At 48.0% G+C, this 20,937-nt stretch carries 21 protein-coding genes and 2 pseudogenes; 19 read left to right on the top strand and 4 right to left on the bottom strand.

What is annotated here, in order from left to right; translation table 11 throughout:
- Positions 1 to 318: 318 nt before the first annotated feature.
- From M2406_RS26555 to M2406_RS24070, 17 genes and pseudogenes are all read left to right on the top strand, one after another.
- On the top strand, positions 319 to 456 hold the full coding sequence (locus tag M2406_RS26555; protein ID WP_405050635.1) for an inverse autotransporter beta domain-containing protein: 138 nt from the start codon (positions 319 to 321) through the stop codon (positions 454 to 456).
- 22 nt (positions 457 to 478) lie between these two features.
- Positions 479 to 742 (top strand): annotated as a pseudogene (locus M2406_RS23995) (IS3 family transposase); the annotation flags it as partial.
- 633 nt (positions 743 to 1,375) lie between these two features.
- A complete protein-coding gene (locus M2406_RS24000) occupies positions 1,376 to 2,797 on the top strand; it encodes a DUF1254 domain-containing protein (RefSeq protein ID WP_259191663.1) in 1,422 nt (473 codons plus the stop codon).
- Between the two features lie 138 nt (positions 2,798 to 2,935).
- Entirely contained in the window at positions 2,936 to 3,274 is a 339-nt protein-coding gene (locus M2406_RS24005; protein WP_405050636.1) for a GNAT family N-acetyltransferase, read from the top strand.
- Positions 3,275 to 3,370: 96 nt separating this feature from the next.
- Positions 3,371 to 3,649, top strand: coding sequence for a PerC family transcriptional regulator (locus M2406_RS24010; RefSeq protein ID WP_259191666.1), 279 nt, complete (start codon positions 3,371 to 3,373; stop codon positions 3,647 to 3,649).
- On the top strand, positions 3,646 to 4,296 hold the full coding sequence (locus tag M2406_RS24015; RefSeq protein ID WP_259191671.1) for a helix-turn-helix domain-containing protein: 651 nt from the start codon (positions 3,646 to 3,648) through the stop codon (positions 4,294 to 4,296). The genes M2406_RS24010 and M2406_RS24015 overlap by 4 nt, the downstream gene beginning before the upstream one ends.
- 29 nt (positions 4,297 to 4,325) lie before the next feature.
- Positions 4,326 to 4,433: pseudogene (locus tag M2406_RS24020) on the top strand (DUF2345 domain-containing protein); the annotation flags it as partial.
- Positions 4,434 to 4,918: 485 nt separating this feature from the next.
- Positions 4,919 to 5,143 carry a hypothetical protein gene (locus tag M2406_RS24025; protein WP_259191677.1) on the top strand — a complete coding sequence of 75 codons (225 nt, stop codon included), beginning with the start codon at positions 4,919 to 4,921 and terminating at the stop codon, positions 5,141 to 5,143.
- A gap of 1,086 nt (positions 5,144 to 6,229) precedes the next feature.
- Positions 6,230 to 7,129 carry an integrase domain-containing protein gene (locus M2406_RS24030; protein WP_259191679.1) on the top strand — a complete coding sequence of 300 codons (900 nt, stop codon included), beginning with the start codon at positions 6,230 to 6,232 and terminating at the stop codon, positions 7,127 to 7,129.
- 561 nt (positions 7,130 to 7,690) lie between these two features.
- Positions 7,691 to 8,029 carry a hypothetical protein gene (locus M2406_RS24035; RefSeq protein WP_259191680.1) on the top strand — a complete coding sequence of 113 codons (339 nt, stop codon included), beginning with the start codon at positions 7,691 to 7,693 and terminating at the stop codon, positions 8,027 to 8,029.
- Positions 8,030 to 8,119: 90 nt separating this feature from the next.
- Positions 8,120 to 8,503, top strand: coding sequence for a hypothetical protein (locus tag M2406_RS24040; protein ID WP_259191681.1), 384 nt, complete (start codon positions 8,120 to 8,122; stop codon positions 8,501 to 8,503).
- A 90-nt stretch (positions 8,504 to 8,593) separates the two neighbouring features.
- Positions 8,594 to 9,139 carry a hypothetical protein gene (locus M2406_RS24045; protein ID WP_259191682.1) on the top strand — a complete coding sequence of 182 codons (546 nt, stop codon included), beginning with the start codon at positions 8,594 to 8,596 and terminating at the stop codon, positions 9,137 to 9,139.
- 131 nt (positions 9,140 to 9,270) lie between these two features.
- On the top strand, positions 9,271 to 9,939 hold the full coding sequence (locus M2406_RS24050; protein WP_259191684.1) for a DUF3085 domain-containing protein: 669 nt from the start codon (positions 9,271 to 9,273) through the stop codon (positions 9,937 to 9,939).
- Positions 9,936 to 10,949, top strand: coding sequence for an ArdC family protein (locus M2406_RS24055; RefSeq protein WP_259191685.1), 1,014 nt, complete (start codon positions 9,936 to 9,938; stop codon positions 10,947 to 10,949). Before M2406_RS24050 ends, M2406_RS24055 begins: the two co-directional genes overlap by 4 nt.
- 11 nt (positions 10,950 to 10,960) lie before the next feature.
- Positions 10,961 to 11,239, top strand: a complete 279-nt coding sequence (locus tag M2406_RS24060) for a toxin (RefSeq protein ID WP_259191686.1) — start codon at positions 10,961 to 10,963, stop codon at positions 11,237 to 11,239.
- 124 nt (positions 11,240 to 11,363) lie between these two features.
- Entirely contained in the window at positions 11,364 to 12,287 is a 924-nt protein-coding gene (locus M2406_RS24065) for a DUF1281 domain-containing protein (RefSeq protein WP_259191688.1), read from the top strand.
- Between the two features lie 113 nt (positions 12,288 to 12,400).
- Positions 12,401 to 13,081, top strand: a complete 681-nt coding sequence (locus M2406_RS24070) for an N-6 DNA methylase (RefSeq protein WP_259191690.1) — start codon at positions 12,401 to 12,403, stop codon at positions 13,079 to 13,081.
- Positions 13,082 to 13,137: 56 nt separating this feature from the next.
- Here the strand turns inward: M2406_RS24070 and M2406_RS24075 are convergent, their stop codons facing one another.
- The 4 genes from M2406_RS24075 to M2406_RS24090 are packed head-to-tail and all read right to left on the bottom strand — an operon-like array spanning position 13,138 to position 17,169.
- Positions 13,138 to 14,850 (bottom strand): hybrid sensor histidine kinase/response regulator, encoded by a 1,713-nt coding sequence (locus M2406_RS24075; RefSeq protein ID WP_259191691.1) that lies wholly within the window; start codon positions 14,848 to 14,850, stop codon positions 13,138 to 13,140.
- Complete coding sequence (locus M2406_RS24080; protein WP_259191692.1) at positions 14,847 to 15,350, bottom strand: molybdopterin-dependent oxidoreductase; 504 nt, start codon at positions 15,348 to 15,350, stop codon at positions 14,847 to 14,849. The genes M2406_RS24075 and M2406_RS24080 overlap by 4 nt, the downstream gene beginning before the upstream one ends.
- Positions 15,343 to 16,329 (bottom strand): glycosyltransferase family 9 protein, encoded by a 987-nt coding sequence (locus M2406_RS24085; protein ID WP_259191694.1) that lies wholly within the window; start codon positions 16,327 to 16,329, stop codon positions 15,343 to 15,345. Before M2406_RS24085 ends, M2406_RS24080 begins: the two co-directional genes overlap by 8 nt.
- A gap of 6 nt (positions 16,330 to 16,335) precedes the next feature.
- Positions 16,336 to 17,169, bottom strand: coding sequence for a helix-turn-helix domain-containing protein (locus tag M2406_RS24090; protein WP_259191695.1), 834 nt, complete (start codon positions 17,167 to 17,169; stop codon positions 16,336 to 16,338).
- 640 nt (positions 17,170 to 17,809) lie between these two features.
- On the opposite strand from M2406_RS24090, the gene M2406_RS24095 reads away from it, so the two are divergent.
- Together M2406_RS24095 and M2406_RS24100 are read left to right on the top strand one after the other, a co-directional pair.
- Positions 17,810 to 19,255: a UvrD-helicase domain-containing protein gene (locus M2406_RS24095; RefSeq protein ID WP_259191698.1), complete on the top strand. Its 1,446-nt coding sequence runs from the start codon at positions 17,810 to 17,812 to the stop codon at positions 19,253 to 19,255.
- Positions 19,249 to 20,931, top strand: coding sequence for a TraI domain-containing protein (locus M2406_RS24100; RefSeq protein WP_259191699.1), 1,683 nt, complete (start codon positions 19,249 to 19,251; stop codon positions 20,929 to 20,931). The genes M2406_RS24095 and M2406_RS24100 overlap by 7 nt, the downstream gene beginning before the upstream one ends.
- The last annotated feature ends 6 nt before the right edge of the window (positions 20,932 to 20,937 follow it).

Below are 20,937 nucleotides of genomic sequence, written 5' to 3' on the forward strand. Positions count from 1 at the left end.
AATTATCTCTATGGCTTTCATGCCAGTCAGGCATATCTGTTGCCGCCTCTTTCGATCGGCGGTGCCTTACTGTCCTGACCATAAATTTCGTTTCCACATCTCGCTCATCGAACCGGACGTGCGCTTCTGGCACATCCGGCTCTCGGACAGAATCATGCCTTCGCCCACGGAAGCCTCTGCGGGAGCTTCGGCAACTGGATGAGTCCCAACTGATTGTAGAAGTGCTCATCCGGGTATCGTTTTAATCCTTTGCTTCGTTGCTTATGTTTCTTGCAGAGCCACCGACAAGCAGGGTTATGAGGCCCGCCCTGCCAACGGCTGGGACCTGCGCGCCGAAGGCTGGCTTCCCTCACTGCCCGAGTTCGGTGGCTCGCTGACCAGGTGTCGCTGTTTGGCAAAGACAACCTGCAAAAAAATCCCTGGGCCACCGCCGCGGGCCTCAGCTACACCCCCTAAACTGCGTGAGCGCGCTGTCAGAATGTTGTTGGAACACCGTGATGAGTATGACTCTGAGCCGGATGCCATTCGTGCTATTTCGTCAAAAATCGGGTGCCATTACGACACCCTACGAGCCTGGTTGCGTCAGCATAAAAATGATGTCCGTGGTGGTGTCAGCCCCGTCAGCACTGATGATTGCGGACTGAGTACCAATGAGCGCCAGCGTTTAAAAGAACTGGATTGTGAGAATCGGGAGCTACGTCGCAGCAATGATATATTGCGCCAGGCCTCAGCTTATGTCGCCCTAATTATTCCCCCTTAATTAAACAACGGATTAATTTGATCCCCCTTTTTTTTCTTCACTCGCCTCATTATCAGAATAAAACGAATGCGCCGGATATTGTGTTGCAATGGGGGATCTGAAATTGCATGTGGAATTAACATTTTGAAAGTGTTTGATGTCACTGGTTTCATTTTGAATTTCCTTGTTTCACTAAATGCTTTTTACAAAGTAAAAACCGTTGATATTAGTGCTGGCATAAATAACAGGCCGTGCCGGGAGTTTGCGTCGATATTGCTCTCAGACTATTAACATTGCCGACGAGAAAACACCTCGAGTGGTGAGTAAGGCGATGCCAGCCCCACGACCGGGTTACATGGGGGAAGTCGGAACCCCTGCTCTCGTGCATTTTCTACTTATGGCATCCAGGTACCGCGTGATTTTTGGAAAAATCACGGACCAGGATATTCAGAAGCAATGTCCAGGTAATGTATTACGAAATAGAGGAAATTATATGGTATATCAACATGTTATTTTCGTTGCAACTGCTGACGCTACTGCATTCGGGAAGGAGAACAAAGTTGCCGCTCCTGGATCTGTCCGTACTCAGCAAAAAGTAGGTGAGTGTCAGAGGATGGGTAACCCGGGGGATTGTATATGAAGATGACACGTCGTTCCGTTGTGCTCGGTGGCTTGGGCTTGCTCGCCAGTACGACAATGGCTCGTTCCGTTTTCGCCGAAACGGGGGCTTTTTTCGACCCTGGTGAGGACCCTGAGGATCTTGGTTTGGCGGCGGAGGCTTACATCTTTGGTTACCCCTTGGTGACGATGGAACTGACGCGGCGGATCATTACCAATGTTGCCGTGCCTGCGGGAACCCGGGGGCCTATGGGACAAATCATTAAGATGCGCAGCTATCCCGACGCATCATTCAGGGATGTTACCGCGCCGAATGCCGATACGCTTTACACAAACGCCTTCTTTGATGTTGGCAGCGAGCCCTGGGTACTCAGTATTCCCGACATGAAGGACCGCTACTTCCTGATGCCGATGCTGGACGGCTGGACGACGGTGTTCCAGGTTCCGGGCAAACGCACGACGGGTACCGGAGCGCAGACTTATGCGATAACTGGACCGGGCTGGAAAGGGACGCTACCGGCAGGTATGAAGGAGTATAAGTCACCCACCAATATTGTGTGGATGCTTGGCCGTATCTTTTGTACAGGCACACCAGAAGATTATGCGGCGGTCCACAAGTTGCAAGACGAGTTCAGACTTGTTCCGCTCAGTGCATATGGAAAACCTTACACCCCACCGTCCGGCAAGGTCGATGCATCTCTCGATATGAAGACAGCAGTGCGCGATCAGGTCAATCGAATGGATGCGGTGTCATACTTCACGCTGCTTTGCGAACTGATGAAGACGAATCCACCGTCAGCGGCAGATACCCCTCATATTGCTAAGCTTGAGCGTATTGGCATCATTCCAGGTAAGGACTTTGACAAGAGTAAACTCAAAACGGATACCCTCCGTCGGGTTCCGGATATCGCGTACGACAGGATCATGCAGCAATTTAAGACACTTGACAGCCAGAATGGCTGGTCGTATACGCTTAACACCGGGAGTTATGGCACGGATTACCTGATGCGGGCTTTCATAACCGCTGTTGGGTTAGGGGCCAATCTTCCTCAGGACGCGGTCTATCCGACCTCGACGGTGGATGCGCAGGGCCGTAAATACAATGGTTCTAACAAATACATCATACGTTTCCCTAAAGGTCACTTGCCGCCGGTAGAGGGGTTCTGGTCGTTAACGATGTATGACAAAGAATGTTTCTTTGTGGACAATCCTCTCAACCGATATTCGATCAGCCCGCGCCAAAATCTGCAGGTCGATGCAGACGGTTCGACGGTTATCTACTTGCAGAAGGATTCTCCCGGTAAGGATAAAGAGTCGAATTGGCTCCCGGCACCACCCGGAGGTTTCATCCTGATGCTGAGATTATATTGGCCGGGCGAGACAGACCCATCAATCATCAATAGGACGTGGGTCATTCCGGCAGCTCAGGTGGTTGGTTGATAACCGAGCCACTTTCCCTTCTTGTACGCCCGGTAGCCGCTCTTCGGAGCGGCTTTCCTTTATTTCGGCGAGAACAGCGTCAGTAATGATGAAGTGAAGATATATCTCACCGAGAAAGTTTTCTCAACATATTCTGGTGTGACCGCTCTCGGGGCTAGGCTGGATGGTCGGTTTGCCGGGTTTGCGACATTTACACTGATGTTTCCGGTACCGCGTTGTAGTGGGCAGGTATTTATGAAAGATTTATTTACACTGGAAACGGCAAGAGGGAAATGGGTTGGCACGGCACTCATCAAATTTATCGCAGAATTTGCTCTTCAACAGGGTTGTACACGTCTTGACTGGACGGCTGAAAAGTCCAACCCGAAAGCCGGAGAATTTTACCTTTCAATTGGCGCTTCATTAATCGAAGAAAAACAGTATTTCAGGCTTGAAAGTGAAAGTCTGAAAAGAATGGCAATGGAACACAAAAAATAACAGACGGGACTGCAATTTTTAAAATAGGGAACAGATGAATGCAGACTTTTTGTGATGTTAACAATTACCTGGAATTATTAATGCGAGGTGCCGGGTATGGTCAGTGATGCGGTGGCTGAAAAACTGGAACACGCGGGGTTGTGGCGGCGTGCCGCCACCCGCTGGCTCAATGTCATGCAGACATGTGAGACGGATACGCAGCGGAACCTTGTCCGTTTGAGACGGCATGCCTGTTTATCCCGTGTTTCCTCTCCGGCTCCGGAGGAGAGACTGGATATCCATGCCATCAACCGAGCAGCCAGTCGGACTCAGGAGCGTATGGGACTCAATCGCCAGAAAGGGGCGGTATTTCGTATATTCCCGAAATCAATATGATGCCAGTGAATAAAAAGAACGCGACATTCCGGGGCATCATTGATGCACTGCCAGAGCTGTTATATCACAAGGGGCTTTGTCTTTATGGTGCGGATGAAGCGTTTCGGGGGCTGTTTGTGGTGATGTCGGGGGCGGTGAAGCATTACCGGCTGACAGAAGAAGGGGAAGAGATGGTTACGGGCTTTTGTCTTCCCGGTGAATGGTGTGGGTTACCGGATTTATTGTCGGGGCAATACACCGGTTATGCGCAGGCTCTTGATACCTGCACTGCTCGTCGGTTCCCTCCCGCATTGCTGACTGAGGTGATGACAGACCGGCACAGAAGGCGGGATATGTATACCTTAATGAGCGATGTTATCAGAAGAAACAAAACCCGGTATTACCAGATAAGCCAGACTCGGGCAAATGCACGCTTTGCCATGTTTATTCTGGATTTATCCCACCGTTTTGGTCAACTGGGGTATTCGCCGAGAGAGTTCCGTTTACCGATGACACGGGGAGACATTGCAAATTATCTCGGCATGACACGGGAAACTATCAGCCGGGAGGTGACACGTATGGAGCACCTCGATATTCTCAGTTTTCGAAATCGTTATATCACCCTTCAGCATCCTGAGGCCCTGAAAGCGTTTATTGTCAATGCATGATTTCGTGTTATTTATGAAGCAAGATTATGCTGAACGTGTTCGTTCGCAAGCTGGAGATCAAATTCGTAGCCAATCAAGGTCTGGTCCAAATTCAGGCTCAGAATGACCTAATGGAACTGTTGGCGCGTAAGGCTATCAGGGATATGTGCTGAGGGATTTTCGACTGCCGATGCTGCGTGCGATATTACGCACTACATCGGCGCCACATGAGAAACGGTGATCCAGGAAACCCTCAACGGGTTGATGCGAGGGGACAGGATTTGTCTACTGTCGTGGGGTCAGTCCAGTTTGGTAAGAATGTGAATTATTAAACGGAGTTCACCTCTGCTGTAAAACGCTCCAAGAAATGGAATCTTGAGGTGCCTGAGATAAAATTGAGTAAAACTCCATTTATGACTTGGGATAAAAGAGAAACAGCGCTAAAAGTCATTCAGAGTATTGCTTGAAAACATACTCCGGAAGAGGTTTCACAACAATGCTTTGGAGGAGGTTTTTCAAACTCCGCTTTATTATTCTTTAGGTTTTTTTGATTATGAAACGCGGCCAGTGTTTTATACAAGTGAAGAAAAATTAAAAAGTAATCTGGGTAATCCTATATCACGTGTGGGAGCGATAAATTTACATGCGTGGTTTGATAACACCAAATATGGAATTAATCGACATTACGTTTTCCACCACATATGGCATTGTGAATGATGTTCCATCCGTAATTGGTCGTTTTTCATTTCAACACTACTCTGCATTTAATGAAGGTATGATTTATCACCCTCAGTTGGTCGGCGAGGATTATTGGAAAAAGATTGGTACCTTAGTTGGTTTTATGGCATTAAATGTATTTGTGATATAGGGGGTAATGCGTTTTTTATAGCTAGGGTTATACCTCACTTTTATTTTTTTTCGGGCATGCGTTAAAAAATATACGTAAAATATGAGGTTTTTTTGATAATTAACTTGTGGTGATTGACGACATTCGGTCAAATCATTTAATCTGTCCACGTTGTACTGTCGTCTTCGGACGACCACCAATGCTCAGTGGGTCTGTGATGAGCGCCTTCGGGTGACCCTGCTGTCGATAGACAGCCACCAATGATCTGGTCATCTGCGAGGATCGCCTTCGGGTGATGGCAAAAGAAAGCTTCCGTAGCCTGAGAGGGAGCACGCCAGGTATGGTGTGGTACATCTGCCCGCCTTTGGGAGCAGATATCGCTCATCCAACGTAGTATTCGGAGCGGTTAAGGCTGCTGAAAAGTCATCTCAATGCCTTGGTGCTAACTCGCCAGGCACACATCTACATTGGGCAGTCCTTGCCTGGATAAACCAGTCACAACTGACTGAAATCGCTTACTTCTTTAAAGCTGTTAAAGGCTTTAATGACGTGTTGCTGACGATGCAACCTTTGAACGAACGTATAAAGCCAATGGGTACCTTTGGCTGCTTACGTGAGTCTCATTGGGAGCAGAGGAGCGCGCGTCACTTGTGAAGTGGCGAAGACACTACCAAGTGACGCGCGTAGCGCATAACGTCTCAACCCACGCACGACGTGGCTTTCAACGTTTAACTACCATCTGACCAACATGTAGTCCGTGTCAGTACGGCCTTAAACACTCATTCACTTCAACGTAATTACGACGGGAAATCCGTTTTGAACGTTTCACTATCTAAAAGGAGGAAATCGACTCGGTATCGATGGCGACACTACGAACAGTAGTGTTGGAGGCAGCTTGACGAAAGTCAGCTCTGCATAAGCAGCAAACAGATCAGAGATCTGGGGTGCCTCGCAAGAACTCAACATTTCGCCGCCCCGATGCACAGATACCAGTCGAGACGCAGGAAGCGCAAAAGCAACCGTGTCGTCGGGGTTGAAATTACTGGGGTACAGATCCGTCTGCTTCTTTTAAAGCAGAGGGACGTGTATCCCATTGGAGATATTGAAATGTCCAGATTCGGTAAACAGCTGGGAAAACAACTTGTCACGCTTGCTCGTCAGGGACGAGGGAGTTTTAAAACCGTTGCTGACCGTTCCAGAATTGCGGACCGTTTTTCTGAACGTCTGGCAAAGTTGAATATTCAAATTCGTGATGTAAAACACATCAAGACGACCCATATCGAAAAATACATTCATAGCCGGCAGGCTGAAAACCTGTCGCTCCGTACATTGCAAAACGAGATGGCAGCAGTGCGTTCAATCATGTCAGCTGCGGGTCGGAATAAACTGGCTGATCCCAACCATGAGAAATTGAGCAACCAGGCTCTCGGGATTTTAGGTGCTAACCGTGATGGGACAAAAGCCCCTATTTCGGATGAAAAGTTAAATGCTGTCATAAATCACGTCTTAAAAAAAGATGTGGGGGTAGCATTGGGTGTTCAGTTGTCTCGCTATGTAGGTTTGCGAACGGAAGAAACTGTTCAGTCAGCAAAATCTTTAAAAACATGGCGGCAGGCTTTAATTAATGGAGACGAGCGTGTTCGGATTGTTTTTGGCACGAAAGGAGGTCGTCCTCGCGATACGACCATTTTTAATCGTGAGAAGGTTTTATCTATTTTAGAGGCGGCAATAAAACATTGTGATGAACACAATGGGAAACTGATTGATAAGCCTTCATTGCATACAGCAATAGAACGGTACAGAAATATTGTTCGTGAGGCTGGAATGACAGGGAAAGATGCTCCCCATAGTTTGCGATACGCATATTCACGCGATGCGGTGACTCATCATGTTAAAAATGGAATGAGTCGTGTAGAAGCTGAGGCATTGGTATCGATGGATTTGGGACATGGAGATGGCCGAGGTCGTTATATTAAGCAAGTCTATTTCAAAGGTGATGTAGAATAACGGATTAATCGTATGCAGTGTACAGGGTTTTATTAATTCAAAAATTTTCTCAACTGTATGCGTAAATATGATGGTTCGTACATAACGGTCGCAGCTCTCACAGGGCTGCGACCTCAAAATTATAATGCTACTGAGACGTTACGTTATTAGGATAACAGGAAATATTATTCCAAAACCAGGGGCGCATGGCCTCTTGACAGATCAGCGATTTGCTCGGAAAATAAACATGCTTACTCGTTGTCTTCGGACAACCACTAATGCTCAATGGGTCTGTGATGAGCGCCTTCGGGTGACCTAGCTGTCAGTCGACAGCCACCAATGATCCAGTCACTTGTGAGGATCGCCTTCGGGTAGTGGCAAAAAACGCTTCCGTAGCTTGAAAGGAAGCACACCGTTTACGGTGTAGTACATCTGCCCGCCTTTGAGAGTAGATGTCATCGTAGTTTTGATGAACAGGGCTTAACTTTCTTACCTATGACGATTGCGCGTGACGCATTCAAATCCCAGGGGAAATACCTTTCCCCTGGGAGCGGTGTTTCCCTTTTTTACAGGAGAAACACCATGTCTGTTTTTACTTCTTCAGTTGTTCCTGATTTCTTCTCAACCCTGCACTGTGTCAAATCGGCTGTCCAGCGAATACCTTTTCGCATGGCGCCGCCGCGTTTTACTGACTGGTACGTCAATGCAACAGGTAATTTTGCCGTTCGCGCGCATGTTATCTGCAGTGATGATGGTTCGGTCAGCGCGTTACTGATGCTGCGCAAAGGTTGGTACAAAGGCGAATATGCCTACGCAAGCACCCATGTTGTGCTGGCTTGTAAACATACCGAGCGCAGAAAAGCTTACCGACTCGCTAGCCAACATGCTGAGCATTTGGCCAGACTGCGTTACCGCTTTTAGAGCGGTCGGTTTACCCACTTAATACCCTGACGGGGATTTACACCCGTTATGGGGATAAATCCCGCTTTTCTTTTTGTGGAGGATTTATCGATGCATACCCAGTTACCCAACGTACTTGACGTGAAAACCGCGCTTGATGCGTTTCATTTCCTTTGCCTGGTTGAAGGTAAGCTCATGAGTATACGGGCTTGCCAGCGCCTGGGATTGGGTATTGAACGTGAAGACCCCACTGAGCTGAATGATGTGGAAAATGCCGTTATCAATGCGGGAGAGGCCTTTGGTGGTTTCCTGCTGGTCATGCAATACGGCCATATATCAACACTTTCCGCTAACGGGCAAGCGCTTCTGACTCGCCTGGAATCGCTGAGCAAAGATATTCACGCGTCTTATTGGGCGCAGGTTGTGGAGCAAGGCAAGCGCGATGTTGAAGCCGACATCGCTATTGGTGAGCTCGAGGTTTGGTGGTCGGCATGACAGCCTGACAACTTGCAGACACACACACTGACGGGGATTTATTCCCGTCCGGGGGATAAATCCCCCTTCATTATTTCTGGAGGATTTATCGTGATAACAACAGTGTATTTTGACAAGCCGCCGTCCCAGGACGCGTGGATTGATTTAACGCTTGCGGTGACCGAGGTGTACTGGCTTTTGCCGGCGACAACCCGGCCTGTAGATATTAACCAGGCCAGTGATCTGTTCAGCGGTGCGGTACTCGACGTGGCCGGTCTGCAGTTTTCTCTGCAGCCGGGACACATGCAGCCTGTACAGCAGACTCTCTGGATCGACAGTCGGCAGGATTTCTTCGGCCGGCTGATGTTGCTCCTGGTACATAACCTGTGCCCCGGCTGCTTCCGAATAGAGCGGGATACACACACTGCGGGATGTGGTTGGGAACAACCGCTTATCTGGTTACGTCATCATCTGCAGCGTCCTGAGCTCAAGGCTCCAGATGCGGTGAATGAACGGGTACTCACGGATGATTCAGTCCGCAGACACCTGGTGCAATTCAGGGACAGTATCAATAACGACGAGCTCTCCTATCACTGGAGCGTGATCACCTTGATGGATAACGTCTGGTTAAACCCGGGTTTGAGCAGGAGCAAGTGAACCTGATCTCAACCTTGTAGTCCGCACTGCCAGTCTTGTTGAGTACGACAGGACTTCAACGCGTTAACTCATTTTCCCTGGAGGGGCTTCCCTCTCGGGGAAGTCCGTCTCCAGCACACAGGAGACTTACCATGTTGCATTTTAACCCTGCAGAATTGCGCACTGTTATTGCTGAAGTTCGCGCCAATCAGTGTGCGCTGATGCTGGCCAAAGACAACGGTGTCTATCTGATGCCGACCGTGGGTGAGCGAAACGCCACCGGGCGTATTAAACATCTGGTGTATGCCGACGGTTGCCATCCCGAAAAGGATGAGGCCTGGTACGAGACATCACGGCAGCTCGTCGGCGGTGATGACTTTGGTGAGGAGCTGGTGCTAACCGACAGGTGTATCGAACGAATACTGTCGGAAGGGCATGAACTCTGGATACACCTGTTACCGGAGACGGTCTATATGCACGTCGCTGTGATCAACTGGGTGTGTGTCGCCGACTACCGACGAATGACCGCCCGTATGCTGCAGCTGGCCGAGGTCCATTACTCGGTCTGCGTCAGACAGGATGAGTTTAAACACTGGCGTGAGCGGGCTATCAACATGCTGGCCACGGCCTGCCATACCGATTGCAAGCGGGCAAAGCCCGCCGATCGGGATGACTATCAGGTCTTGTTCGAACGGCTGAAACAGCGTGTTGACACGGTAAACCCGAAAGGGGCACTGCGTTCTAACCACTTTCTGTCCCCTGGGGCGTATTCTTCGCCGCCAGGGGAGGAATGCGCTTTTTTTACGAGGAGCATTCCATGAAGAAATCATCATCATCATCACGTCGGCCGGCAAAAGCCCGTCGCGAACGTCCTGACCTGTACCAACAGGTCACGGACAAAATCATTGCCGCCATCGAGACGGGAACGTTGCCCTGGCGTAAGTCCTGGCGGACCGACAATGCCCGCAGTGCGTCGACCAGCATCATGCCGCAGAACGGCACAACCGGTTACCACTACAGCGGTGTGAATGTGCTGCTGTTGTGGATGGCCGCGGACGAAAGGGGGTTTCACTCCCATCGCTGGCTGACCTACAAGCAGGCGGAAGCCGTCGGTGGCCATGTGCGCGCTGGCGAAACAGCCACCCTGGCCGTGGTATTCAAATCCTGGGACAAGCAGGTGGAGGATGCTGATGGCCGGCAGCTGTTTGACGAGGAGGGGAACCCGCTGAAAACGCGAATACCCATGCTGAAGCCGCTGTACCTGTTTAACGTGGCGCAATGCGACAACCTCCCGGAAACCGTTGTCGGCGTTACGCCGGCAGAAGTGCCGGAAGAGGATGGGGCGTTGGTTGATACGAAAACGCAGGCTCAGGTCAGCACCCTCGTTGATGCCAGTGGCGTTCGGCTCGAACAGGTGTACCAGGACCGGGCATTTTACTCCCCGATCCGCGACCAGATTGTCTTGCCGCAGGTTCAGCAATTTCGAACCGAGGCGGATTACTGGTCGACGTTATTGCATGAACTGGTGCACAGCACCGGTCATGCAACACGACTCAACCGGGAGGGGATCACGTCTACCTCCCGGGCGTTCGGAGATCCGGTGTATGCGTTCGAGGAACTGGTGGCGGAGCTGGGCAGTGCCTTTATGTGCGCGCAGCTTGGCATCTTTGGCGACGTTCAGCACGACAGCTACCTTGAGCACTGGCTCAAGGTATTGCGTGAGGATAAGCGCGCGTTGTTTCGTGCAACCAAACAGGCCCGTGAGGCGTCAGAGTTTTTGCTGAAGCCCCTGGCGGAACCGGTGACAACCGAGTCTGCCGTTGCGGCATGAGGAGACGGGTGATGACGATGGAACAATGTTACTGGCAGACCATTGCCGGCAGGTTACTGGCCAAATACTTTGGTCTGACGTTAAACGATACCGATTTGTGTGAAGCGGAGTGCGTGATGGCTTTACAGGAAGCGGGTGTGCGGCCGTTTGAGGCGATCAACAATCTGGTGGATAAATACCACCTGGAACGTCTGGGCGCCAATCCTTTTACCCCTTCATCACCGTATCTGCGCCAGGTGGAAGAACTGGGCGCGATCGGCGAAACAGAGCAGGAGGTAACCGATGACTAAAAACAACCATAACGGGCAGGACAGTACCCTCGTCCTGGGCATCATGATTTAACACCTAACCCATCGGGGGAGTTATTCCCCCGCTGGGGAAAGCTCCCTCTTTTTTATGAAGAGGAGAAAGACCATGTCCAACTGGTGCAAAAACCGTTTAGTGATCACTGGCCAATCCGTGTTTGTGGATGAACTGCAGCAATGGGTCAATGGCCATGTTGTGCCTGACTACCGTCATGCCATTCAACAGAGCTGCCGGCTATTTCTGGCCGGCTGCGCCGGCATACTGAAGCCGGCCACAACAAAACCTGGGGTTTATGTGCCCTATCCGGATCTGTTAACACATCCGGGGATCGCATCACCTCAGAATCTGGCCTTTGAACACTGGTTCGGGTTGCTGAAGGCTGATATCCCGTTAACGGCCGAAAATGTTCGTTTGATTGAGCGTCTCTATCGCCAGTCGGGAATTGACGCCGTGAAATGGGAGAACATCCCCAACGTCGCGAAGGCGCGTATGGCGGATGTACTGTCTCGCCAGTATGCGGACTGGTTCGGCCTGGTGGGGGTGAGTCCTGACATCGATGCTGGCCTTTGCTGGGAGCGTTTGGGCATGATGCCTGAGTACACCGCACCGTGCGATATGCTGATGCTGATCCCGACGCGTCTGGCGACCGAACTGAATGGTTCAGGTGCTTTGTTACGTGATGTGCCGACCACGGCCGATCTCTATGGTCGCCAGTACGGCGTCGAATGGCCAGCAGGCCATAATGCCGGTTGTGTGCGGGACGGTATCAACACGTTGACGGTGCACTTTGATTCCCCGTGGTACCCGCCAGCCGGCGAGGTTATCGGGACAGTGTCGGAGCGGTTCAGTTGCCAGGTGGAACATACCTGGTACATGCCTGATGCGGAACGTAGTGGTTACGATCGCTACGACCGCGGCGAGCATGTCGACGGCGGACGAATAGCGGCTGAGGTTGAGGCCGGTGAGGTGATCCACCTGACCTACGCCGACAAGGATTCTGTGCCGTTGTCACTGAATTCAGTTGCTGGCTAATCATCGAGTTTTGTTAACGCATTAACCTATGGCCACCGATGTTCGGTGGTCTTTTTTTTCCCGTGGGGGAGTTCTCCCACTGCGGGTGAGCTCCCTTGTTAAAGGAGTTCACCATGTTGACGTTTAGTGAAGCACAGAAACAATTCATCGGCCTCTTTGGCCAAACTGCACGCTACCACCATCGGTATAAGTTCTTTTCTGACTTCGTTCAGTGTGGCGCGATAGCGATGCACAATCGCTTCTGTCCAGACGAAAGACTGGAGAAACAGTATCTGACGATCATCAAGGGGTATGAACGTGAAGACGTCGAACGCCTAGCGCACTTACTTGCCCTGGTACGAATTGCACTGAATGCCCAGGCTTGTGATTTTCTGGGGATGACGTTCATGCAGCTGGAGCTCGGGGATAAACACCGTGGGCAGTTTTTCACGCCCTGGAGCGTGGCATCGATGATGGCCAAGTTACAGTTCACAGGATTGAAGCAACAGTTGCAAACTCAGCCGTTTGTCACCATCAGTGAACCTGGTTGTGGTGCCGGCGGCATGATGATTGCTGCAGCGGTAGAGATGCAAGCGTTGGGATACGAACCTTCACAGCATATGTGGGTTTCCTGCGTTGACATCGATGTAGTGGCTGTGTCGATGGCCTATATCCAGCTGTCATCACTTGGGATACCCGGTGAAATTGTATTGGGAAACGTATTGGCAAATGAGCGCCGATTGGTGATGTACACCCCGATGCATTGGTTGGAAAAATGGCCGCTTAGAATACAGCAGTACCATTCAGGTAATTGACCAAAACCGCCCAGTATGGGCGGTTATCTTTTGGTTCTATAAATATAATGTGCGATTTATAGAGTGGGTTGACTCGCAAATACGGATTCTATGGATTTTTTAATATCATTTAATCTTACTGGTTTTGTTAAAATGTCCACATCTTTGATTGGGCTTTCACTGGTGTATGCACTAATGAATATAAACGGTGTGTTTTTATTTGGACCGTTGTTCTGTTTGACCTCTCTGTATAAGTCATCACCAGTGATAATAGGCATCTGTAAATCACTCAAAACAAGATCAAATGATTTCCGATATAACTTCTCCAATGCTCTTTCCGGAGATGTTGTATACTCTACTGAAAAGTCATGCTGAAGAATTGATACTAATGACTCGCAAGCCATTTCATTATCATCGATAATCAATATACTAATGCCTTTAGCTGAGAACGGTTTGTCATCAATATCGGTGATAATGTCAATTTCAGCAGGTGTTGCCAGCTCAATAGGTAATGAAACGGTAAATACAGTTCCTTTACCAACATCACTTTTTACATCAATAGTCCCATTCATGGCTTTAACAACACCATGGACGATAGCTAACCCCATCCCGAAACCGGGCACTTTGTTGTCGTTTCCGACTCGGACAAACGGAGAAAATATAGTGTTTATTTTATCTTTCGGGATGCCCTGGCCCGTATCTTCGACCTTAATAATTAGTTTGGATTTTTCGTGAACAACTGCACTGACCTGCACATTACCGTTTTCTGTGTATTTTAAGGCATTGGTGACAATGTTTTCAATAATTTGCATAGCCCGCGAAGGATCACTTTTTATATACATATCAGAGATGTCACCTAAACTTACAGAAACAGACTTTTTATTTAATATCGAAATGCTTTGCTCAACGGTATCTTGCACAATCTTACGTAAGTTGAATGGTGCTATTTTTATTTCGACGTTACCATTATCAACCTTTGCAAATTCAGCAAGGTCTTTCATCTGACGTTCCATTTTCATGGCGGCATTTTCTAAACGTTCAAAGTGATTGAATGCAGTACCGTCTTTTTTCTGGATAATCACCTCTACAGATGAAATTATCGCCTGTAGAGAAGTTCTTAACTCGTGGCCCAAAACCCCCAGGAACGCATTTTTGTTGTTGAAGGATTTTTTTTCGGATTCTAATTGGTTGTTAATGGATTTTACTTGTCGATATGAAATGAATAGCATCAGCAAGAAAAGGAAATACAGAGTTGCAATAGGAAACTTCATAGAGTTCCCTTTGTTAATATAGTCTTTCTGGATGATATTTCTTTGCCTTACTTCAGCATGATCTGAAATTACAACGAGATTTTTATTGTCCTGTCCGATTAATTCAATTATTTTAAGAATGATAGAGTAATCAGGAGTCTCTTTATGTAACTCGACATCAATCTTTTCTAGATTGGAATTTATTTGTGTCACAGTATTAGCATAGCCAGCTTCTTCATATAAGTATCTGGTCGAAACACTTTTATGTAGCAGGACATTAGAGCTCGAGAACAGGAGATCAAGCTCTGTTTGTAATTCCTCTTTATCATTGTTACCCAATCGCAGCTGGCGCTCAACTTTCGCATTAAATCCTGCCAGTCTGATCGTGAATTTAGCTATTGCCCACGCATAGTTTTCTTGTGGGCCAGCCGAGTTCATATTATGGCTTGTGGAAAAATACTGTTCATACATCCACACAAAACCACCGGTTAGAATCAAAAAACCGACGATATACTGGATTAGGATCCGTTTTAGCTTCATTTATCTATTACCGTTATGCTGTCTACTTGCCAGATATGGCGAGCCTGATACGTTGGGCTATTAAGTTTGTCGTAAAACTCATCTAAAGGGTAAATGACGAAATAGGGACCAAAATCTCTTACTTTCAGAGGTTTTCCGTCCATTTTATTTGCAAGTAAAATACCGTATTGTTCTACATCAGAGAAAGGTATATCGACCCAGTAGTCATTCAACGCTCTCATTCTTAACGTTTTTCCATGAGCACCGACAAGTGTCAATAAATCCTTGAATTTTACACCTTCGAAATCCACCACGTGTCCAGGCTCAGTCCAGGATGTGGTGGTTTTTATATGGGATTTTTTAAGTTTATTAAAATCATCAGCAGTTAACAGATAGCCGTCATTATGATTTTTATTTACAATGTCACCATCTATATAGAGATCGCCTATCTTTGCAAAGGCCGATTTTGAAAAAAACACAGCGACTATGAATAATATCGATAGGGATTTTAATTTACGCATAATAAACCTCGAATTCTTTACTTATTGAATTGATTAAATTGATATCTTCACTATTATGGATCCCCACTGTTTTATCATTTCCGATATAAACAGAATCGCAATGAGTATAGTATAGACTACGAAATTCAGGCTTCACAGTTGTAAATATACATGTAGTTGGGATGTCAAAACCAGCACCAATATGTAAGGCGGCGGAGTCACATGTGTAGAGGTGTTTGGCATGTTTTATTATGGATGCAAAACAAGCAGTGCTTTTTGATAGTTCAGATATATTAGTGTAATTTTCATGCTCAACATCACTGAACCCAAGCACTTTAATATTAAATTTGTCGCTTAAGTAAGATATTATTTTTTCATGGTACTGTTCCGGTATGCTTCTTATTTTTGTACTTGCGTGAGGGCAGAAGAGTACATACTCGCCCAGGTTGATTTCAATAAGGGGGGCATCTTTTAACCATGAGTTGCTTTTGATCTCAGCAGGAGTAAAAATATGCTCGAGACCAAGATTTCTTAAAAAGAAGTCATGCATTTCCCACTTGTTAAAATCCTCCCAATACAATTGGTTTCCAATATCTATTATTATCTCTGCTTCTGTCGCTTTGGTAATATCAAATGGCATGAAGTGGATTTCATTTATTATGTTCTTTGTGAGCGTGTAAATTTCATTGACGTAATTAGGGCAGTTCTCTGGACGAATGACTCTAATGACGATGTTGGGATTTGTTTTTTTTATTGCATGTAGTGCAGATATACCGACTACTGAATCTCCCAGCGTTACCCCTAATCCATTGATGACAGTCAAGCTTTTAACTTTTGAGTAGTCTACGGAAATTTTATTGATTGCGTTATTATGAACAAAGGCGTTACTTAATGGGGATATGTCCCCACCGGGTTCTTCTTTACTTACCCCATAGGGTGAAACGATGTATCTTCCATCAAGTAAAAGACTGCCTGTATATGTTAATAAAGTATTATTCATAATGATTCACTTGGGGAAGTGTTTATCAACAATTGATTTTATCACACTGGCTTTGATCGGCTTTTCATGGGGGCCAGTGATATCATAGTCATTTATTGCACTTGCTATTTCTCTGTCTACTATGCCAGATAGCTGTCCGGTAAGAATCAGGACCATTGCATTTTTATTTTCTGACTTTCTTATTTCTTTGATTGTGTTAAAAACAGTTTTCGTCCCAACAACCCAATCCAGAATATAGGCGTCATAAGGGCTGCGTTTCAAGCTCTCCTCTAAGGATTCAATGTTATAGAACGAATCTACTACGTACTGACCATGACCAATGATTTCCTGTAGACTATCAACAATGTTTTTATCGTCATCAAGAATTGCAATTCTATGTTTTTTTACATTATGTTTTTGTGGATACAGTTGAATTATTTCAATGTTTCGTTTTGACTCAAATAAAACCTCATCTTTTATATCATCGGTGTGAAAAACAACCCATTCATCATTGATTTTTAAGGCTGAATATTCCGTTGGTTCATTACTGTTTGCAGTTGATAAGTAGATTTTGCATTTAATATTAGCTTTTCCATCATGCCATGTAGCAGTATGAACCTCATTAACTGAATAGTTAAATATGTCGAAAAAATCGCTCATCTTCATATCAATGGAATCGATCACTTTTACCAGCTGTGATACCTCCCAGTTCGACGCGCCGGTCATCTTCTTTTGTGCTGCAGCTGTTGTGATATCCAGTACACGGCTGGTGTGGCTGATATGCTTCTGCTTTGGAATACCCTTCATCGCTAGGGCTTTTGCAATGATCTCCCCCAGGGCAGTTTTATTGTTGATATCCATCTCCCACCTTCATTCAATTTCAGTTTAAAAATCAGCCACAACTTTACACTCAAAGTTGTGTTTTTCAAAGAAAACGCCATTTTAAGTATCGCAAAACGACACTTAAAGTCATTAAAGTATCAATTGTGTTGACATGCACTAATGTTAGTTGTTAAAAAGATGCCTGAGTGTGGGGGCCAGCGGTGCTGAACTGAAGTTTCTGAGCGTTATGCTTATCGCTTTTCGGATGAGCATAACGCTCAGGTGAAGCTACAGCGCACAACACCAGAGAAAGCGCCAACTCAACGTGGGGGATTACTCCCTACATTGAGACGGATGCGCAATAACAGTGAGGGTGTGCTTTTCACAAGTAATGAATGCTTGTGAATGGCTAAAGCACCCCGAAATAAATTCACCTGAACCTTGTAGCCTTTGCACCAGGGAAACCTGAAATTTAGCTTTGGGATTGTCTTCGAAAGTATCAAGACACCCCATGGTTTTGACTTAACAGACTCCAGCAATGCGGGGTTGATAACTGTCTATCAACCTGAAAACGGCTAACCGCAGGAAACCTTTTCAACTGGAAAAAGGATTTCCTGTGGTGATTGCCGTATTGACCTGCGCAGCATAAGCGCCGGTCAAGTTTTACGGAGTTCTGCTGATGTCTTATTGTGTTACACCTGAACAGGCCGCCATCATCGGTTGGTCTGGAACAAAACTGGTGGTTAGGGCTTTTGCCGGCACCGGAAAAACGTTCACACTGGTGCGGTTTGCGTTAGCAAATCCGGACAGCAGGATGCTCTATCTTGCTTATAACCGGGCTGTCAGGGACGAAGCAGAGCAAAAATTCCCATTCAATGTGGAATGTAAAACCTCCCATCAACTGGCCTGGCCCAACTTCGGGCGCCACTATCAACAACGGTTGACAGGCAATCTGCGGATCACTGACGTTGCCCGTCAACTCAATACGCGTCACTGGTCTCTGGCTCGCGTGGCCACCATGACCCTCAATGCTTTTCTCTGCAGTGCAGATAGCGAGTTTGGCACTCAACACCTGCCTGATGAGAACGCGCGCAGCGGATTGTCATCTGAAAAAATTCTGGCGGCAGCACAGTTGCTCTGGCGTGAATCAGTTCGTCAGGACGGCGTATTCCCTGTCACCCATGATGTTTACCTCAAACTGTATCAGCTCTCAGAGCCAGATCTCGGCAAACGCTGGCAGACCGTGTTGTTTGATGAGGGTCAAGACGCCAATCCAGTCACGCAAGCCCTGGTCTTGTCACAGCGCTGTAATGTGGTCATGGTCGGTGATCGCCATCAACAAATTTACCGGTTCCGTGGGGCGGAGAATGCGCTCGACGCTGAGCAACTGGCAGATGCCGAACAGCTGTGTCTGACACACAGTTTCCGGTTTGGCCCTGGAGTGGCCAGGGTGGCGAATATGCTGCTTAAACGGCAGGGGGAAACGCTGCCCCTGGTCGGGAACGGCGGTGAAGACAACGTCATGGCGAGCTTGCCGGAACAGGACAAATCAACACACATTGCTGTCCTCAGTCGGACTGTCGCTGGCGTGATTGGTAGGGCACTTGAAGCCAGTCTTGCGGGAAAAAAAGTGTATTGGGTTGGCGGTATTGCCGGCTACAAAACTGATGAGCTTGAGGATTTGTATTGGTTTTCGGCTGATATGCCTGAACGAATGCAATCCCCGCTGCTGGCGCGAGAATACCGAAATTTTGAGGAATTTGAGTCGGTGGCCAGAGCAACCAAAGACGCTGAAATGAACCAGGGTCTTCGATTACTCGACCAGTACTTCCCGCTGCCACAAAAGCTGCAGGTAATGCGTGAGCATGCGGTCACAGATGAAAGCCAGGCACAGGTGACCGTTTCGACAGCACATCGCAGCAAAGGCCTGGAGTGGCCCGTGGTGATGTTGAACGATGACTTTGCGGATATCACCGATCCCCTGATGGTTGACAGCGAACGTACTGATGAAACGAATCTGCTGTATGTCGCTGTTACCCGGGCTCAGCAAACACTGGTACTGAATGATTTACTGCAGGTGTTGATGGACAGCGAAGGAGATATCGCTGGAGGCCCTGCATGCTGAAGGCCATCAAAGAGCTGCTGGTTGGGACCCGGGATATGCCGGTAAAGCCAACGGCAAGCATTTCAGCCTTTCGAGGCCCTGCAGGCTACTATATGCCCGCATCCGCAGAGCAGCTGTTGAGCACGGCATCTCGTAAGCAGTGTTTGCAGCAGTTATGGGAGAACTGTGCACTTCCCAAAGACCTTTATGAACAATTCTATTTGCAGCCACTGAAACAGCTCATTGCATTGATGCAGGTGTTGCCGGCAACGCCGCAGGGTGAGTATGCCAGGGAAGGGGGATTGGTTGATGTCACCCTTCAGACGACGACGTATGCGGTGCGTCTGGCCAAAGGGCACATGCTGCCACCAGGCGCACCGCCCGAAGAGCAATCAGCCCAGAATGTACAGTGGAATGTCGTGGTATTTTACGCTGCACTATGGCACTACCTGCCGTTGTTGAGCCAGCTGCAGGGGGAGCTCCAAAGTGGACGAGCCTGGTTACCCGGTTTGACGGTGCCGGGTGATCCCTACCGTTTTCGTTTCGGTGCGACCCCGTCAGCCCCGACATTGGCGACGAGTCAAAGTGCGTTGATTGCGGCACGGCTGCTGCCTGCAGAGGTCATCGACTGGCTTTCAACACTGCCGGCGGCTGCACACTCGTTGATGACGATTGCGTCCCGACAGCCCAGCGCATTACCTGTAATCGACGACATTATCCAGGACGCGGTCAAACTGGCGCGCGGCGATAGCCTGGCCGTATCGTTCTCGCCGGCATCTATCTCCGGCACATTGACAGTTCCTTTACCGTCGATGGCTCCGACTACAGAAAATATCACCTCTTCAGTGCCCGTTGTTGATTTGCAAAGTGCAGTCAGCGACACCAACTCATCGCTCATCGAGGGGCAACAGCCGGCAGAGACATTAACTCAAACAGAAGAAAATGCAGCGCCAGCAACAGAGGTGATACTGAGCTCTGCCCTGGATACGCCGGTCAACGATAGGCCTTTGGCTGAGATGGTCCTCGCGCCTGAAAAGGCGGTTGGCGTTGAAGAGGATATGCAGGCCTTGTTGTCACTATTGGCGGTTGAGGTGTCAGTACCGGCTTGCCTGGATAGCCAGGAAGAGGGAAACGCCCCTCAGAAAGAGAGCCCGCGACCTAAAAAAAACCAGGGGCCGGTGCATGACATTGCCACTGTAATTGAAGACAGCTGTGATTTACCAGAAGTAATAGAACCTGATTTATCAGAGTGCGCAGATACGACGAGTATTCCAGAGCCTCAACATTCATCACCGAAGCCACTGTTAGTAGAAAATAACGCAGAAAGTCAATTTGGGGACGCCTTCCTACAGTGGTTGAGTCTTGGGATCAAAAAAGGGGATATATCAATTAATACCATGGAGTCGCGAGCGCATATTGTTAGTGGTTTCGTATTTCTCTGCGTTCCAGATATTTTTCATCTGTATATCAAAGAGAATAATTTGGAGCGTACTGAACGAAATTCAATCCAAAAGGCGTTTGAAAAACTGGGTAGACATCGGATCCGGAAGGGACAGAGATTCTTTATTGGTCATCTTTATGAAAAGCCAGAGGGGGTGGGCTCCTATCGTCGTATCAATGGTTACCTGATTAAGGCAAATAGTTTATATGGTGAGACAAGAGTACCAGAGGACAGTCAGTTACTCGTGATCCCGTAGTCGTTA

It is taken from the genome of Serratia sp. BIGb0163, from assembly GCF_024809935.1.
GTDB lineage: Bacteria > Pseudomonadota > Gammaproteobacteria > Enterobacterales > Enterobacteriaceae > Serratia > Serratia quinivorans.

What these genes read in the sequence shown, in the direction of transcription:
- M2406_RS24000 (WP_259191663.1), top strand. Translation starts at nt 1,376, where the DNA reads ATGAAGATGACACGTCGTTCCGTTGTGCTCGGTGGCTTGGGCTTGCTC.
- M2406_RS24010 (WP_259191666.1), top strand. Translation starts at nt 3,371, where the DNA reads ATGGTCAGTGATGCGGTGGCTGAAAAACTGGAACACGCGGGGTTGTGG.
- M2406_RS24015 (WP_259191671.1), top strand. Translation starts at nt 3,646, where the DNA reads ATGATGCCAGTGAATAAAAAGAACGCGACATTCCGGGGCATCATTGAT.
- M2406_RS24025 (WP_259191677.1), top strand. Translation starts at nt 4,919, where the DNA reads ATGCGTGGTTTGATAACACCAAATATGGAATTAATCGACATTACGTTT.
- M2406_RS24030 (WP_259191679.1), top strand. Translation starts at nt 6,230, where the DNA reads ATGTCCAGATTCGGTAAACAGCTGGGAAAACAACTTGTCACGCTTGCT.
- M2406_RS24035 (WP_259191680.1), top strand. Translation starts at nt 7,691, where the DNA reads ATGTCTGTTTTTACTTCTTCAGTTGTTCCTGATTTCTTCTCAACCCTG.
- M2406_RS24040 (WP_259191681.1), top strand. Translation starts at nt 8,120, where the DNA reads ATGCATACCCAGTTACCCAACGTACTTGACGTGAAAACCGCGCTTGAT.
- M2406_RS24050 (WP_259191684.1), top strand. Translation starts at nt 9,271, where the DNA reads ATGTTGCATTTTAACCCTGCAGAATTGCGCACTGTTATTGCTGAAGTT.
- M2406_RS24055 (WP_259191685.1), top strand. Translation starts at nt 9,936, where the DNA reads ATGAAGAAATCATCATCATCATCACGTCGGCCGGCAAAAGCCCGTCGC.
- M2406_RS24060 (WP_259191686.1), top strand. Translation starts at nt 10,961, where the DNA reads ATGACGATGGAACAATGTTACTGGCAGACCATTGCCGGCAGGTTACTG.
- M2406_RS24065 (WP_259191688.1), top strand. Translation starts at nt 11,364, where the DNA reads ATGTCCAACTGGTGCAAAAACCGTTTAGTGATCACTGGCCAATCCGTG.
- M2406_RS24070 (WP_259191690.1), top strand. Translation starts at nt 12,401, where the DNA reads ATGTTGACGTTTAGTGAAGCACAGAAACAATTCATCGGCCTCTTTGGC.
- M2406_RS24075 (WP_259191691.1), bottom strand. Translation starts at nt 14,850, where the DNA reads ATGAAGCTAAAACGGATCCTAATCCAGTATATCGTCGGTTTTTTGATT.
- M2406_RS24080 (WP_259191692.1), bottom strand. Translation starts at nt 15,350, where the DNA reads ATGCGTAAATTAAAATCCCTATCGATATTATTCATAGTCGCTGTGTTT.
- M2406_RS24085 (WP_259191694.1), bottom strand. Translation starts at nt 16,329, where the DNA reads ATGAATAATACTTTATTAACATATACAGGCAGTCTTTTACTTGATGGA.
- M2406_RS24090 (WP_259191695.1), bottom strand. Translation starts at nt 17,169, where the DNA reads ATGGATATCAACAATAAAACTGCCCTGGGGGAGATCATTGCAAAAGCC.
- M2406_RS24095 (WP_259191698.1), top strand. Translation starts at nt 17,810, where the DNA reads ATGTCTTATTGTGTTACACCTGAACAGGCCGCCATCATCGGTTGGTCT.
- M2406_RS24100 (WP_259191699.1), top strand. Translation starts at nt 19,249, where the DNA reads ATGCTGAAGGCCATCAAAGAGCTGCTGGTTGGGACCCGGGATATGCCG.